15 protein-coding genes are annotated in these 15,149 nt (G+C 67.2%); 7 read left to right on the top strand and 8 right to left on the bottom strand.

Going from position 1 to position 15,149, the window contains the following annotated elements; all coding sequences use genetic code 11:
- Positions 1-79 precede the first annotated feature (79 nt).
- Positions 80-547, top strand: coding sequence for an NUDIX domain-containing protein (locus tag DBZ45_RS12355; protein ID WP_111904198.1), 468 nt, complete (start codon positions 80-82; stop codon positions 545-547).
- Complete coding sequence (locus DBZ45_RS12350; RefSeq protein ID WP_223257047.1) at positions 544-930, top strand: hypothetical protein; 387 nt, start codon at positions 544-546, stop codon at positions 928-930. Before DBZ45_RS12355 ends, DBZ45_RS12350 begins: the two co-directional genes overlap by 4 nt.
- A 6-nt stretch (positions 931-936) precedes the next feature.
- Here DBZ45_RS12350 and DBZ45_RS12345 read toward each other — a convergent pair whose 3' ends face one another.
- From DBZ45_RS12345 to DBZ45_RS12330, 4 genes are all read right to left on the bottom strand, one after another.
- Entirely contained in the window at positions 937-1,848 is a 912-nt protein-coding gene (locus tag DBZ45_RS12345) for an NAD(P)-dependent oxidoreductase (RefSeq protein ID WP_223257046.1), read from the bottom strand.
- 29 nt (positions 1,849-1,877) lie between these two features.
- The gene (locus DBZ45_RS12340; protein ID WP_111904196.1) at positions 1,878-3,797 is read right to left on the bottom strand and encodes a TRAP transporter large permease; all 1,920 of its coding nucleotides are present in this window, start codon (positions 3,795-3,797) and stop codon (positions 1,878-1,880) included.
- 111 nt (positions 3,798-3,908) lie between these two features.
- Positions 3,909-4,931, bottom strand: coding sequence for a DctP family TRAP transporter solute-binding subunit (locus DBZ45_RS12335; RefSeq protein WP_111904195.1), 1,023 nt, complete (start codon positions 4,929-4,931; stop codon positions 3,909-3,911).
- Positions 4,932-4,978: 47 nt separating this feature from the next.
- Entirely contained in the window at positions 4,979-6,331 is a 1,353-nt protein-coding gene (locus tag DBZ45_RS12330; protein ID WP_111904194.1) for an NAD(P)H-dependent oxidoreductase, read from the bottom strand.
- Between the two features lie 184 nt (positions 6,332-6,515).
- Between DBZ45_RS12330 and DBZ45_RS12325 the strand changes: the two genes are divergently transcribed.
- Together DBZ45_RS12325 and DBZ45_RS12320 are read left to right on the top strand one after the other, a co-directional pair.
- Positions 6,516-7,565: a LacI family DNA-binding transcriptional regulator gene (locus DBZ45_RS12325; protein ID WP_111904193.1), complete on the top strand. Its 1,050-nt coding sequence runs from the start codon at positions 6,516-6,518 to the stop codon at positions 7,563-7,565.
- Positions 7,566-7,580: 15 nt separating this feature from the next.
- Positions 7,581-7,892 (top strand): putative quinol monooxygenase, encoded by a 312-nt coding sequence (locus DBZ45_RS12320; RefSeq protein ID WP_111904192.1) that lies wholly within the window; start codon positions 7,581-7,583, stop codon positions 7,890-7,892.
- Between the two features lie 50 nt (positions 7,893-7,942).
- Here the strand turns inward: DBZ45_RS12320 and DBZ45_RS12315 are convergent, their stop codons facing one another.
- Complete coding sequence (locus DBZ45_RS12315; protein WP_111904218.1) at positions 7,943-8,947, bottom strand: LacI family DNA-binding transcriptional regulator; 1,005 nt, start codon at positions 8,945-8,947, stop codon at positions 7,943-7,945.
- Positions 8,948-9,088: 141 nt separating this feature from the next.
- Here DBZ45_RS12315 and DBZ45_RS12310 point away from each other — a divergent pair, with 141 nt between their 5' ends.
- The 3 genes from DBZ45_RS12310 to DBZ45_RS23660 all read left to right on the top strand — a co-directional run bounded on the left by DBZ45_RS12310 (position 9,089) and on the right by DBZ45_RS23660 (position 11,940).
- Positions 9,089-10,267 carry a Gfo/Idh/MocA family protein gene (locus DBZ45_RS12310; RefSeq protein ID WP_111904191.1) on the top strand — a complete coding sequence of 393 codons (1,179 nt, stop codon included), beginning with the start codon at positions 9,089-9,091 and terminating at the stop codon, positions 10,265-10,267.
- Positions 10,264-11,280, top strand: coding sequence for a sugar phosphate isomerase/epimerase family protein (locus DBZ45_RS12305; protein WP_111904190.1), 1,017 nt, complete (start codon positions 10,264-10,266; stop codon positions 11,278-11,280). Before DBZ45_RS12310 ends, DBZ45_RS12305 begins: the two co-directional genes overlap by 4 nt.
- 156 nt (positions 11,281-11,436) lie before the next feature.
- Complete coding sequence (locus DBZ45_RS23660; RefSeq protein ID WP_111904189.1) at positions 11,437-11,940, top strand: GntR family transcriptional regulator; 504 nt, start codon at positions 11,437-11,439, stop codon at positions 11,938-11,940.
- A gap of 470 nt (positions 11,941-12,410) precedes the next feature.
- On the opposite strand, the gene DBZ45_RS12295 is transcribed toward DBZ45_RS23660, so the two are convergent.
- The 3 genes from DBZ45_RS12295 to DBZ45_RS12285 all read right to left on the bottom strand — a co-directional run bounded on the left by DBZ45_RS12295 (position 12,411) and on the right by DBZ45_RS12285 (position 15,088).
- A complete protein-coding gene (locus tag DBZ45_RS12295) occupies positions 12,411-13,406 on the bottom strand; it encodes a substrate-binding domain-containing protein (protein ID WP_111904188.1) in 996 nt (331 codons plus the stop codon).
- A 176-nt stretch (positions 13,407-13,582) separates the two neighbouring features.
- Positions 13,583-14,113: a YbhB/YbcL family Raf kinase inhibitor-like protein gene (locus tag DBZ45_RS12290; protein WP_111904187.1), complete on the bottom strand. Its 531-nt coding sequence runs from the start codon at positions 14,111-14,113 to the stop codon at positions 13,583-13,585.
- Between the two features lie 9 nt (positions 14,114-14,122).
- The gene (locus tag DBZ45_RS12285; RefSeq protein WP_111904217.1) at positions 14,123-15,088 is read right to left on the bottom strand and encodes a carbohydrate kinase family protein; all 966 of its coding nucleotides are present in this window, start codon (positions 15,086-15,088) and stop codon (positions 14,123-14,125) included.
- Positions 15,089-15,149 lie beyond the last annotated feature (61 nt).

Raw genomic sequence — 15,149 nt, 5'->3', positions numbered from 1 at the left:
GGACCCAGCAGGAGCCGGTCCTTGCAGGCGACGCTCTTTGCCGGCGCCCCGGGGGGTAGCCTTGGGGCAGGAGGGCAACATGGCGGTCAGGAGTGCAGGCCTTCTGCTGTATCTGCAGAACAGCGGGGCGGAAGTGGAAGTGTGGATCGCCCACATGGGCGGCCCCTTCTGGGCGCGCAAGGACGAGCGCGCCTGGTCGATTCCCAAGGGCGAGTACCCCGAAGGGGAGGATCCGCTGGCGGCGGCACAGCGTGAGTTCGCCGAGGAAATGGGAGTCCCGGCGCCGGCCGCGGACTACGTGCTGCTCGGCACCTTCCGCCAGCCCTCGGGCAAGCTCATCACGGCATTCACGGCCGAATCCGCCTTCAAGCCCGAAAAAATCCTGAGCAACACGTTTCCGCTGGAGTGGCCCAAGGGCTCAGGAACAGTCCAGCACTTCCCCGAGATCGACCGCGCCGAGTGGATCGGCGAATCCGAAGCACGAATAAAGCTCGTCAAGGGCCAGCTGCAAATCCTCGACGCACTGCTCGAGCACCTCGGGGCATGACGCCGGTAAGATCGGCGTTCCTGCATCTGGCCACGGTTGCCATGGACGCCGCCCAGGACGGCATACCTGCCCCCGATATTGCCGCCCTCGGTGCGGCGGTCACCCTCGAGCTGTGCGGAAGCTGGGACCACCCGCCACCCTGCCCGCTCGCGCCGCACCACACCAGGCCTGAACAAAAAGGTGACACCGTCACGCTGCGGATCATCTTCGCCACCGAACCGGCGAATGAGGCCCTGGTCCGCAGCCGCATCGACAGTGCGCTCCGCCGGGGAAGCCTCACCGGCCCGGATGGCCGTACCAGCGAGTGGGCATTCCTGGGCGGCGTCCCGGGCGTGCTTGACCCTTCCGAGGCCGACCACGCCCGGCGCCTCACCGGCGGTTAGCGTGCGTTACGCTGACTGCCCCAGGACCGTCCGGTAGATCCCGGTGTGGTCCAGGTCGCCGTCGCCTGCGTCCACCATGAGCTCGAAGGCGCCGCGGACGCTGGCGGAGAGCGGAAGCTTCAGCCCGCTGTCCTTGGCGATTTCGGCAATGAAGTTCAGGTCCTTGAGCTGGTTTTTCGCAGACCCGCCGCCCTCGAAGTCGCCGTCGATCCAGCGCTGCCCCTTCTGCCGGAGGACCTCCGAATTCGCCAGGCCCCCGGCCAGGATGGACTGCACCTTCCCAAGGTCCAGCCCGGTGGCGGTCGCCACGGCCATCGCTTCGGCCAGTGCCGTGACGGTGGCGGACACGACGATCTGGTTGCAGGCCTTGACCGTGGACCCGGCACCCGCTTCGCCGAACCAGACCACCGTGGAACTGTAGAGCTCGAAGAGCGGCAGGAGGCGCCGCACGGTGTCCCGCGGTCCTCCGGCCATGGTGCTCAGCCGGCCCTCCTCGGCTCCGATGGTTCCGCCGCTGAGCGGCGCGTCCACCACCGTCACCCCGTACCGGCTCCGGCACTCTTCGGCGAACCGGGCCACGGCCACCGGGGACACTGTTCCGTGTATGACCAAGACAGGGTCCTCGATGCCGGCCGCCTTCCATCCGGCCAGAAGCCCGTCTTCGCCGGGCAGAAGGCCAGCGACCTGCGGCAGGTCCGGCAGGACGGTCAGTACGACGCCGGCCGCAGCCTCCGCCGGGGTGCCGGCCACCTGTCCCCCGCCGACGGCCCTGGCCTTATCCGCGGTGCGGTTCCAGAGCGTGAGGGGAACACCGGCGGCCAGGATGTTGCGGGCGATCGGGGCGCCCATTGGGCCGGTGCCCAGCAGGGCGACGGACATTGGAACCCCGGGCTTCAACTCGTTCTGTGCGTCTGTCACTGCTTTGCCTGTCACTGTGCTCATGTTCGTTAGAAGGGGATCAGGCCGGCCATGGCGGGCAGGAAGGTGCTGAACCACGGAACGGCGGCAAGCACCAGCAGCCCGATGAACACCGCGATGAGGTAAGGCCAGAAGTGCTTGAGGCTCTTTTCCACGGTCTCGAGGCCGGTTGCGCACGCAACGTAGAAGCCGACACCGGCCGGCGGAGCGAATGAACCGATGCCCATGGAGATGATCAGCACCATGGCATACTGCACCGGGTTGACGCCGAACTCGGTGGCGATGGGCAGGAGCAGCGGCGCGAAGATCAGGACGGCGGGCAGGCCTTCGAGCAGCTGGCCCATGATGATCAGCAGCACGATGGTGAAAAGCATGAAGAGCAGCGGTGAGTCGCCCAGGCCGGACATGAGGTCGTGGATCTGCTGGGATACCCCGGCCAGGGCAAGGGTCTGGGCGAGCGGTGAGGCTGCCGCGATGATGAACAGAACCATGCCCGCCGTCGTCGTTGTTTCCCGAAGGGTATCGCCCAGCAGCCGCTTGCTGCCGCGGCGGTAGGCGGCGGCGAGCACGAAGGCGTAGGCGACGGCGACCGAGGACACCTCGGTGGGGGTGGCGAAGCCGCTGAGGATGCCCACCACCATCCCAACCGGAAGCAGCAGCGTGGGGATGGCGAAGAACGTGGCGGAGCCGCGCGCACGCCAGGTGGCCTTCGGGCTGGCGACGCCGCCTTGCTTCTTTGCGCGGAGGAAGACGAGCGCCATGACCACGAGGGCCAGGAAGGCGGCCGGAACGAAGCCGGCGAGGAACAACGTGGTGGTGGAGATCGTGGTGATGGAGCCCATGATGAGCAGGACGATGCTCGGCGGGATGGTCTCACCCATGATGGCCGAGGCGGACAGCACCGCCACCACCTCGCCGCGCGGGTACTTTCGTTCCTCAAGCATGCCGCGCATGGTGGTGCCCACGGCGGCGACGTCCGCAACCTTGGAGCCGGAGATGCCGGAGAAGATGTACATGGTCACCACAACCACCTGCAGCAGGCCGCCCCGCAGGTGGCCGATGAGTGCGTCCACCAGCTTGGCCAGCGGCAGGGTCAGGCCGGCGGAGTTCATGACGGTTCCCGCGAGGATGAAGAACGGGATGGCCAGCAGCACGAAGCCCTTGGCCCCCGACGCCATGCCGATCGGGATGGCGCTGACCTCGGAGATGCCACCGAGGTAGAGGTAGATGCCCGAAGCCAGCGCGAGGACGAACGCGATGGGCAGGCCAAGGAACAGCAGTGCGAACAGGGCAACCAGAACCACGCCGAGGAGGAGGTTGGGCGAGGCGTAGTAGAACAGCGGCTGGGACAGGACAACGACGGCGGCCAGGGCTGCGGTGATCCCCGCGCCGACCAGAACGGCGCGGCGCGGCTGGCGCCAGAGCTTGAGGACGGCAAACCAGGCAATGAGCACCATGCCGATGGAGAAGGGCAGCGAAACCCAGAACACCGGCAGCTGGAGGATCGGCGTCTTTTCCTCGAACTGCTGGACCAGGGTGGGAACGAAGAGCGCAAAGGCGCCCGCACTCATGACGAAGACGAGGCAGTCGACGAGGGCAGCCAGGTACGGCTTCCAGTGCGCCGGAAGCCGCATAATCAGGGCCTGGACGGCCATGTGCGCACCCTTGGGATAGGCGATCGCACCACCGATGAAGGCAATGGTCAGGAGCGCAATTTCAGACACTTCCTGGGTCCAGAGGACAGAGTCACCCGTGACGACCCTGACCGCGATGTTCAGCAGGATCACGACGAGCTCTGCGAGGATCGCCGCGCCTACTGTCCATTCCAGGGCCTTGTCCAGCCAAACCGCTCCGCTCCAGCGCGGCGCGACGTGCCCGTGGTGAAGGATCTCTTCCGCATCAGACGGAAGGACCTCTTCGAGTTCCTTGGGGGCGAGTGTATGTTCCATGTTTTTCCAGACTGTCATCGTTGAAAGCGGGATGCTGAGTGCGGGGATGTTGTTCGGGGAAATGTTTTTCGAGGGCCGGGGCTGGACGGCGCTCCGGCCCTCGAAAGGGGGTTACTTGGCTGCGGCGATTGCCTGGTCGAAGAATTCCTTGCCGATCAGCTTCGAGAAGTCCGGGTAGAGGCTCTTCGAGACGGCCTTGAACTGCTCGAGGCCGGCGGCGGTGGGCTCGTTGGCCTTCATGCCCTTGGCGGTGAGCTCGGCCAGCTGCTTCTCCGACTGCTCCGTGTCGTAACCGGTCTTGAAGGTGGCGGTCTCAACCGAGGCGTCCGTCAGGATCTTCTTCTGGTCCTCGTTCAGCGAGTCCCACTTCTTGGAGGACAGGGCCAGGACCCAGGCGTCGTTGATGTGGTGCGTCAGCGAGACGTACTTCTGGACTTCCGAGAACTTGTTCGTCCACGGCACCTCGATCGGGTTTTCCTGTCCGTCGATGGTTCCGGTCTGCAGGCCGGTGAAGACCTCGGAGAACGCCATGGTGGTGGGACTGGCGCCCAGCTTGCCGAAGAAGTCGGTCCACAGCGGGTTGCCCGGGACGCGGATCTTCAGGCCCTTCAGGTCCGAGGGCTGTTCGATGGGGCGTTCGGAGTTGGTGATCTGGCGGCCGGTCCGGGTGAGGAAGGACAGGGCAACGGTGTTCTTTTCCTTGAGCTTTTCCTTCAGGACGTCGCCGGGCTTGCCCGCCAGGAACGCCGCCTCTTCCTTCGTGTCATCGAAGAGGTAGGGGATGCTGATCGCGTTCATTTCGGGCACCACCGACGCGTACACCGACGTCGACAGGATCAGCGCGTCCAGTGACCCGCCCTGCAGCCTGGTGACGGCGGCGTTCTGGTCCCCGCTGAAGCTCGTACCGTTCGGCACCACCGTGACAACCACCGAGCCGTTGGAGGTCTTCTTCACCTGGTCGGCGAAGTGCTGGGCCGAGACACCCACCGAGGAGGTCAGCGGGTCCGGGATGGACAGCTGGATCTTGGCCACCGGCGAGCCGCCGCCGGGCGCCCCGGAGGCGCAGCCGGCGAGGACGGAGGCGGCAAGGGTGCATGCCAGCACTCCGGTGAGGGCGCGGGTCTTCGATTTCATGTGGTGCCTTTCTTCATTGGAAGGAGTCTTGTGGGTTGCTGGATGAATTAGGAGGTCAGCGCGGCTTCGGTAACAAGCGCCTCTGTTTCGCGGCGCAGCTCGAGGGCCTGCGAGAGTGAGTCGTCCATGATGACGTCTTCCCAGCGGACGGTGGCACCCTTGGCGACGTCGGCACGTAGCTCCACGTGGTGCGCCAGGGCTACCGGCAGGGCGCCGATGGCCACGGAGTGCTTGGCCGAGACGAGCTTGCCCCAAACAGTGAAGCCGCCCTCGCCGTCGAGGAATTCGCCCGCCTTCAGGTCCTTCTTGGCGGTGGCAACCACGTCACCGAAGAAGCCAACAGGCGAGCCTGTTGCAATGCCGCGGAGGGCTGCGTTGGCGATCGACATGTTCAGCTCGAGGCCCACGTAGTGGTACGGGCGGTACAGGGCTGCGTACTGGCCGGTGGGGTCCGGGTGCCACGGGTATTCGTTGAAGCAGCCGGAGACGTAGCCGTTCGTGGCCTTGACGACGACGAAGACGCCTTCCTGGGTGTTGTGGCTGATCCAGCTGCCGTCCCGGTTGACGCTGGACATGACGTCCACGCTTCCCTCGTGCGCCAGGGCACCCCCGACGTCGGCCGGGCGGCAGATGGTGGCGATCTCTTCCACGTCGCCCGGGGTGAAGCTCAGCCCGTTGTCAGAGGGCACCAGGCCGGCACCATTGGCGACGGCCGCCATCTCGATGGATGCCTTGGTGCCGTCACGGAAGGAGGTGTGCATGTACGGGTTGAGCTGGCCGGAGTCCGTGAGCTCCTTGGAGAACTCCCAGTTTTCCCAGACGTTGTCCGGGTTCATCTCGTGGTAGTGCTCGAGGTACTTGGCGCCCTTGCCGGCACAGACGACGTCGAAGCCGCTGGTCCGTGCCCAGTCCACCAGTTCCATGATGAGGGCGGGCTGGTCGCCGTACGCCATGGAATACACGACGCCGGCCTCCTCCGCGCGCTTGGCGAGGGCCGGACCGGCGAGGGCGTCGGCCTCGACCGTGACCATGATGATGTGCTTCCTGGTTTCGATCGCCCGCAGCGCGTGCTTTACGCCGACGATCGGGTTGCCGGTGGCTTCAACGATGACGTCGATGTCGACGTCGAACAGCTCGTCGGCGTTTGCCACGATGGTGGTGGAGCGGTTCTCCAGTGCGGTGGCGATGTCCGGGGCGATCTGGTTCTTGGGCCAGCCAACCAGCTCGAAGGCGCCCTCGGCCCGCTTCACATTGATGTCAGCGATGGCCACAACGTGGATGCCGGGGATGTTGTTTGCCTGGGCGAGGTACATGGTGCCGTACCGGCCGGCCCCGATGAGGCCCACGCGAATGGGACGGCCCTGGTTCTCGCGGTCGCTAAGAAGCTTGTGAAGGTTCATGGGGATCTCTCTGATTGATGTCTGACCGAAGAGGGCCAACCTCCACCGTGGGGGCGGACCAACCTCTTCGTCGCAGCTAAACGTGATCTGGGTAACCGAGTGGAACCGGTTCCACTTTTGTACCAGTCAGTGTTAGGCTGTGTCAACAGATGTCGGTGAACACCACCGGCCGCAAGGAGGAGCATTGAAGAAGGCGCCCACTATCCGCGACGTGGCGGCCGCGGCGGGGGTCTCGGTGTCCGTGGTTTCGCGGGTGCTGAACCCGGAGTCCGGCCCGGTCGCACCGGCCAAGCGCGAACAGGTGCTGAGTGTCATCAGTGAGCTCGGGTACCGTCCCCGCGCCGCGGCCCGTGAACTCAGCGCCGGCCATGCCCTCACCGTCGGCCTGGTGGTCACGGACCTCGCCAACCCGTTCTTCGCCCAACTGGCGGACCGCGTGGTGTGGGAGGCCCGCAGCCACGGCGTGCAGGTGGTGGTCATGACCACGCAGGAGGACCCGCACCTTGAGGCCGAATCCCTGGACACGCTCCTGGACCGTTCGGTGGGTGGCGTCATCGCCACGCCAACCGGCGGAAACGTCGAGAAATGGGACCGCCTGCGGGACCTCGGGGTGAACGTGGTTTTCGTGGACCGCGCCATTGCGGAACTCAGCGACGTCGACGTCGTCAGCATCGAAAACTCCGACTCGGCCCGGCGGGCAACGGATCACCTCATAGCCCTCGGCCACGAGCGGATCGCCCTCATCACCGGCCCCGCCAGCACGTCCACCGGGCGTTCCCGGATCGGCGGCTACCGGGCTGCCCTCGAAAGCGCTTCAATAAGCCCCGACCCCATGCTGGTCCGGGACGTTCCCTTCCGCGGAGACGGCGGGGGCGACGCCGTCGGGTCCCTCCTAGCGTCCCCGGATGCCCCCACCGGGCTGATCGTCGCCAATACCGCACAGGTGCAGAGCTCGGTCAGGCGCCTCGTCCAGATGGGCGTGCGGATACCCGACGACCTCTCGGTTATCGTCTTTGACGACAACCCGTGGACCGAACTGACAAGCCCCCCGCTCACCGCCATCCGGCAGCCGATCGGCATGCTCGCGCTGCATTCCCTGGAACTCGTCCTCGGACGAATGCAGGGCCGGCTTCCCGCCGGCGCCAGGACCATCGAAGTGATGGCGGACTTCGTGCCGCGCAGCAGTTGCGCGGCACCGGCCCGCCTCGCCACCAGCAAGTCCGCAACCAGATAAGGAAAAGGAAAACCCATGACCGTAGTTGTCACCGCCATGTTCACGCCCAAGGAAGGTGCCTTCGACGACGTCGTGGCCGCCCTCTCCCCCGCCATCGCGGAGGTCCACGAGGAGCCGGGCTGCGAACTGTACGCCATCCACGAAGCCCCGAACGGCCAGATCGTCATGATCGAAAAGTGGGAAAGTGCTGAGCTCCTCGATGCCCATGGCGCCGGCGACCCCGTCAAGCGCCTGAACGCCTCCCTTGAGGGACTCCTGGCGGAACCGGTCGAGGTTACGCGGCTGGCCGCAATCCCCGCCGGCACCAGCGCGCAAGGCGCGCTCTGACCTGAAGGCTCAGGCCTGAAGACACGACGGCGGCCCCTTGCCTGCGCAGGTCAGGCGGGGGACGCCGTCGATCCCCTGACCACCAGCTCGGGGTCCACGAGCTCCGTCCGGACCGGCAGTTCCGGATCCTTCATGCGGTCCAGCAGGGCCTTCGCAGCCCCGGCACCCACCTCGCCGTTTCGGCCGTCGACGGTGGTCAGGCGCAGCAGGTTCGTCGACGCGAGCGGCGAATTGTCGTAGCCGATCAGGGAAAGATCCTCCGGGATGCGCCGCCCCCGGTCGCGTGCCGCGGCCGCCACACCCATCGCCATCACGTCGTTGGCCGCAAAAATCGCCGTGATCGCGGGGTTCTGGTCCAGCACTCTCAGCGCGCCGTCGTAGCCGTCCGGCTCCATCGTCTGCCCGTGGCCCTGCACCGCGTGCGGCCGCAGCCCGTGTTCGCGCATCGCGGCCTCAAACCCCTGCGCCCGCAGACGGGCGGCGCCGCCCCCGCCGGTCACATGCCCGATTTCCCGGTGCCCGAGCCCGATCAAGTGCTCGGTGGCCAGGCGGCCGCCGGCCTCGTCGTCGTTGGCGACGATATCCGCCCCCGGGACCACGACGTCCCGGTTGCCCGCCACCACCGCAGGAACGTCGACGGCAGCGAACATCTCCTCCGTGGGCTCGGTGGCGATCACTATGCCGTCCACCCGCAAAGACATCAGGCCGTCCACGGGAGTCCGGTCCAGGTGGGCGTTGAACGACGGGTCCGCGACGGCCACACGGAAGCCCAGCGGGGCAAGTTCGTCGTGCAGCCCGCCCAGCAGGCCGACGAACCAGAGGTTCCGGTAGTCGTCCAGGACGACGCCGATGGTCCGGGACCGGTTGCCGGCCAGGGTCGCTGCCGCCCGGCTCGGGCGGTAGTTCAGCCTTTCGATGGCCTCCTCGACGGCGGCCCGGCGGGCGGCGGAGACGCCGGGCGCACCGCGCAGGACCAGCGAGACCAGGGATTTCGACACCCCGGCCGCGGAGGCAACGTCGTAAATGTTCGGGCGCTTGCTGGTCTCCTGGGTCACTCTGCAATTGTCGCCCATGCACTGACCGTTAGGGATATTGACAGGACAAAGTTCCGCCCCTATCGTCTTTATGGAGCGCTCCATTTTGCGCCCACGTCACAGCGGCCAGTCCCGCAAAGCCCGTTTCAAAGGAGAAAACCAATGCCCAAAGATCTCGGCGTAGCCGTCATCGGGGCGGGCATGGCCGGCAAGGCCCACGCCGCCGCCTTCCGCACCGCCTCAGCCCTGTACAACCCGGTCCTGCCGCCAATCCGGCTGGTTTCCATCGGCGACGTGAACCAGGAGTTCGGTTCGCTCGCGGCACGGCGTTTCGGCTACGAGCGCAACGACACCTCCTGGCAGGCCATCGCCGAGTCCGATGACATCGACGTAGTCAGCGTCGTCATTGCCAACTCGCTGCACCGGGAAGTGGTGGAGGGCCTCCTTGCCGCCGGCAAGCATGTATTGTGCGAGAAGCCGCTGAGCGACACCCTGGAAGACGCCCGGGCCATGGCCGACGCCGCCCGCAGCGCCTCCTCGATCGCCCGCATAGGGTTCACCTTCCGCCGCACCCCTGGCATCGCCTACATCCGCGACCTCATCCGGTACGGCACCCTGGGCAAGGTACTGCACTTCAGCGGCCGCTACTGGACGGACTACGGCTTCAGCCCGGACGCGCCCATGAGTTGGCGCTACAAGGGCGGCCCCGGCTCGGGTGCGCTGGCCGACGTCGGAAGCCACCTGGCGTACGTTTCGGAGTTTCTCTGCGGCGACATCAAGTCCATCAGCGGCGGCCGCCTCAGCACGGCCATCGACAAGCGGCCGCTGCCGCTGGGCGCCGTCATCGGACACGACCACGCCGCCGTGAGCGACACCTATGAGGCCGTGGAGAACGACGACTACGCAGCCTTTTCCGCCGAGTTCGAAAACGGCGCCGGCAGCTTCGAAGTGTCCCGCGTGGCAGCCGGCCACGCGAACAGCCTTAACTTCGAGGTGTTCTGCGAGAACGGCTCCGCGAAGTTCGACCAGCGCCGCCCCGGCGAGATCCAGCTCTTCCTCAACGACGGCTCCGGCCACGAGAGCGGCTACCGCCAGGTCATCCTCGGACCGGGACACCCTTACATCGCCGGCGGCCTTGCCATGGACGCCCCCGAGGTCGGCTTCGGCCAGAACGACGCGTTCGCCTACCAGTCGCGTGCGTTCCTCGAAGAGGTCGCCGGCCTCAGCGAAGCGGAATCCCTGCCGCGCTGCGCCACCTTCGACGAAGGCGTCCGCAACATGGAACTGCTCGCCGCCGTCACCGAATCCGCCCTGAACAACGGAAAGATGATCACGCTATGAAGCTCGGCGTCTACAACGCAATCCTGCACGACCGCCCCCTGCCCGAGGCCCTGAAGGTCGTCGCAGACCTGGGCCTGACCGGCATCGAAATCAACTCCGGCGGGTTCCTGCCGGCGGTGCACGTTCCCACCTTCGACGACATCCTCGAAAGTGACGCCGCGCGCGATGACTACCTGGCGATCTTCGAGGGCACCGGCGTCTCCATCGCGGGGCTGAACTGCAACGGCAACCCGCTGCACCCCAACCGCGCCATCGGCGACAAGCACGCCGAGGACATCCGCCGCTCCATCCGCCTGGCCCACCGCCTCGGACAGAACCGCGTGGTCACCATGTCCGGCCTCCCCGGCGGGGAGCCCGGCGCCACCGTGCCGAACTGGATCGTCAACGCCTGGAACTCCGCGGCGCTGGACGTCCTTGACTACCAATGGGGCGTCGCCGCCAAGTTCTGGAAGGAAACCGACCGGCTCACCGCCGACCTCGACGTCAAGGTCGCCCTGGAACTGCACCCGCAGAACCTCGTCTTCAACCCCGCCGACGTGTACAAGCTGGTCGAACTGACCGGCGCCACTCACGTGGGCGTCGAGCTCGACGCCTCCCACCTGTTCTGGCAGCAGATGGACCCGGTGGCCGTGGTCCGCGAACTCGGCCCACTGGTCTTCCACGCAGCCGCCAAAGACGTGCGCGTCAACAAGGACACCGCCGCCATCTACGGTGTCCTCGACAACCGCTTCCGCCGGCTCTCCCCCGGGGAAAACCGCACCAACCTCGGCGGCGACGAGTGGGCCAACGAATGGCCCAAGCCGGCAGCCTGGGACTTCGTCGCCCTCGGCAAGGGCCACGACACCGCCTACTGGACCGAGTTCCTGCGCGCCCTCCACGAGGTGGACCCCGACATGCTCGTCAACATCGAACACGAAGACGTGGAACTGGGCCGCATCGAAGGGCTCGAAGTCGCCTCGAAGGTCCTGAAGGATGCGGACGCAGCCTTGGCTGCCACGCTGGTCAGTCACTAGCCCCACCCGCAACACACAGGCACCACCACGGAAGCCTGCCGGCACCAGCCGGCAGGCTTCCTCCGCTGTCCGGAGCCGCACGGCCCGTCAGGGCCGCACTGAAACGGCCTCGAGAATGACCAGCTGATCGTCTCGCACGCCCGGAAGGGCGCCTTCATGGGGCTGCTCAACCCGGGCGAGCGGCTTCCGCCGGAATCGGTCATTGCCGAGCATCTGGGCGTCTCGCCACTTACCCTCCGCCAGTCCCTCGCGGTGCTGCGGAGCAAGAGGCTCCTTGGCACCCGCCGCGGGCGCGGCGGTGGAAGTTATGTGGCGGGAGTGCTGCCGGTCCGGGAGGCGGAGATCGCCCAGCAACTGCGCCGGCACAAGAGCGACGACCTGCGGGACCTCATTGATTTGGCGGCCGCCACGGCCGGCTCGGCAGCCCGGCTCGCGTCCAAGCGCTCCGATGAGCAGGACGTGCGGCGCCTCCGGAAGCTCGCCCAGCGGTTCGCCTCCAGCTCCGAGCCCCACATGTGCACGAGGCACTCCTGGACGCCATCGCGCAGGGGAGCCCGGCGAAGCAGAGAACATCGCAATCGTACACTTCGAACGGGAAGGTGCCCTGATCAGCAACCAGCGCCTGGCCATCCTCACCTCGGACCTGGCGGCCAGCGGTGAATCCCATCAACGAGGTCCTGCAGTCGACGGCCCGGGCGTTGGGCCAGAGCCTCGCGAGCGTGTTCGCCTAGCCGAAGCCACCACGGACATTCTTGCGTCGCCGGGGACATCGAGGACCAAACTCGAGTCCCTCAGGCCCGTCGTCGAGGACATCGTCCTCAAGCAGGCGGGCCTGGTGAACAGCCCCGGGGTGTCCGTCACCTCGGGGCTGTTCACCGAGGCCGACGCGTGGCACCAATGGTGGAGTCTCGTCGGGGGGAAGCTGGTGTTCATCCCCCACAGTCTCAACCCCGCGTCCATCAACTACTACGACTACACCGAAAGGACCTGGTATGAGCGGCCACTCGCGTCCGGCCCGCCCGAGCTCATCGGCCCCTATATCGATTTCGGCGGCGCAGACATGAAAATCGTCACCCCGTCACGGCCGGTGCTGCACGAACAGCGGCCCGTGGCGGTGGCGGGGGCGGGGGCTAGCGGATGCCCTGGTCGGAGAACTTCACGACGTCCGCCGCGTTGGACTTGTCGACGATGGTGGGCCCGGTGAGCACGGGCTGCCCGCCGCCGAGCTTGAAGCCGCCCCGCTTGGCCTGCCACAGGGCGTCCACGGAACCGTAACCCTGGAGCCACGGCTGCTGGTCCACCGTAAACAGGACGGTGCCGTCCGCGATCTTCTGGGCGAGTTCCTTGTTCAAGTCAAAGGAGGCGACCTTCGCCGGGCTGCCCGCAGTTGCGACGGACTTCAGCAGGGTGAGCGTGACGGGTGCCCCCAGGCCGATGATGACGTCGGCCTCTTTGGCTGCCTGGAGCTTGGCCGTTGCAGTCGATTCCACGGACGTCATGTCGGCGCCGTTCACGTACAGGATCTCGGTCCCCGGGACCTTGGACTTCACGCCGGCGCAGCGCGCTTCGAGCCCGACGTGCCCCTGGGCCTGGATCACACAGATGGGGTGCTTGAAGTTCTCAGCCGCCAGCTTCTCACCCACCGCCTGGCCGGCCAGTTGTTCGTTGGAGCCGAAGTGTGTGAAGGCCCCGAGCTCCTTGGAGACGTCCTCACCTGCGTTCAGGCTCACGATGGGGATGCCGGCGTCAGAGGCCTTCTTGAGGGAATCCTTCAGCGCACCGGGCGTGGCCAGGGTGACGGCGATTCCGTCCACCTTCTGGTCCACTGCCTGCTGGATCAGCTGCGCCTGGCGGCCCGCCTCGGGATCATTCGTGTAGAGGAGCTCCACGTTGTCCTTGGCGGCGGCCTCCTCGGCGCCCTTCCGCACGGTGTCCCAGAAGGTGTCACCTGCCGGAGCGTGCGTGATCAGGGCAATTTTCATGCGCGGAGTCGAGGCGGCCTGGCCCCCGCCGCCCCCGCTGTTGGCTTCCGGCGCCCGTCCGCCCTGGGTGGAGCATGCCGTCAAAGCCAGCATCGGGATTGCAACCGCGGCCACCGCTGCGCGGCGCCAAAAAAACTTCTTCACTGGTGATCTCCTTCGATCGTGTCCAGATGATCAGGGAAGCCACACCCCCGTGTCTTTCCGGTCGGAAAAAGGGATGTGACCGAGCGCACTTGGAGCGCTCCATTACTCGAGAATAGGAGCGGGAGTTTGTCCTGTCAATAGTTCTATTCGGCCCGGACGGGCACCTGTAGCCGCCCCTACCGCTGGAAGACGCCGGTCAGCGTTGCCGTGCCCAGCAGGTGACGGGCGAGTTCGGAGCCCAGGCCTGCAGGCTTCGCCCCTGCCGCGCCCGGCAGTTCGTCCACATCCAGCGCATAGACCGTGACGATGTAGCGGTGCCGGCCGTGCCCGGGCGGCGGGGCCGCCCCCAGGTAGCCGCGGAAGCCGCCGTCGTTCTTCAGCTGCACCGCGCCGGGCGGGAGCTGCGGGGCGCCCTCGGCCCCGGCGCCCTCCGCCAGCGACGTGACATCCGCCGGGATGTTGAGGACCGCCCAGTGCCAGAACCCGCCGGCGCCCGGCGCGTCCGGGTCAAACGCGGTCACGGCGTAGCTCCTGGTCCCATCCGGCGCCCCGGTCCAGCTCAGCTGGGGGGACTCGTCGGCGCCGCCCGCATGCATCCTGCCGCTTCGCTGCGGCGGCGGAAGGGTCCCGCCATCCTCGAAGGACCGGCTGGTGAGTCCGAACGCGGGGACGTCCGGCAGGTTTGAAAACGGGCCTGGCGCTGTCATGGATGCTCCTCAGATGGTGGGAACTTCGGCTTCCTCTGCTGCTGCTTCGATGTGGTTGAGCTCCGCCCGCGTGGGTGGATTGGCGCCGGCACGCGACACGGTCACCGCTGCGGCGCGGGAGGCGTGGGCCAGGAGGGCGGTGAGCCCCTCGGCCGGGAGCGCCCGCAGGTCCGACCGGTTCTGGGCGCCGGCCAGGCCGCGGTCCACCACCCCGGAAAGCAGCGCGGCCATGAAGGAATCCCCTGCGCCAACGGTGTCCGCCACCTCCACGCGGGGCGCGGCGAACTCCGCCTCGCCCGCGGCAGTGATTCCCCACGGCCCGGCAGCGCCGCGCGTCACCACCACCATGGCCGGCCCCTCGGCGCCGCCAAGCTGTAGCCAGCGCCGCGCGGACTCCAGCGGGTCCACGCCGGGATAGAGCCAGGCGAGGTCCTCGTCGGAGGCCTTGACGATGTCCGAGAGGGTCACGAACTTTTCCGCCTGCCGGCGGGCGTATTCGGCGTCCGTAATGATGCTGGGGCGGCAGTTGGGGTCGAAACTGATGGTCACCGCCGGGTGGGCATGTTCGACGGCAGCCAGCACCTCCGCGGCGCCGGGCGCCAGCATGGTGGCGATGGAGCCGGTGTGCAGCAGCGTGGTCCCCTGCAGCATGAACGGCAGCCGTTCCGCCAGGCCGGGGAGCTCCCAGGCGAGGTCGAACGTGTAGGTGGCGGCGCCGTCGTCGTCCACCAGCGCGGTGGCGACGCTGGTGGGCAGTCCGTCCGGGGCCTGCGGGAGCATGACCGAACTCGCCCGCAGGTGGGCGGCAACGGACTCACCGTAGGCGTCCCGGCCGTACCGGCCGACGAACTGCACCGGGTGCCCCAGGCGGGCGAGCCCGACGGCGACGTTAAGCGGACTGCCGCCCACATGGGCTTCGATTCCGGAGCTGCGCTGGACCACGTCAACGAGGCCCTCGCCGATAACAGTGAGCATGGTCATACTCTGCCAGAGAACGCCGCCCGGCGCCCGGGTCCTTCCAAAGAAGTTGTCCGGA

Source organism: Arthrobacter globiformis (genome assembly GCF_003261175.1).
GTDB classification, from domain to species: domain Bacteria; phylum Actinomycetota; class Actinomycetes; order Actinomycetales; family Micrococcaceae; genus Arthrobacter; species Arthrobacter globiformis_A.
This window is presented reverse-complemented; position numbering and strand designations above follow the sequence as displayed.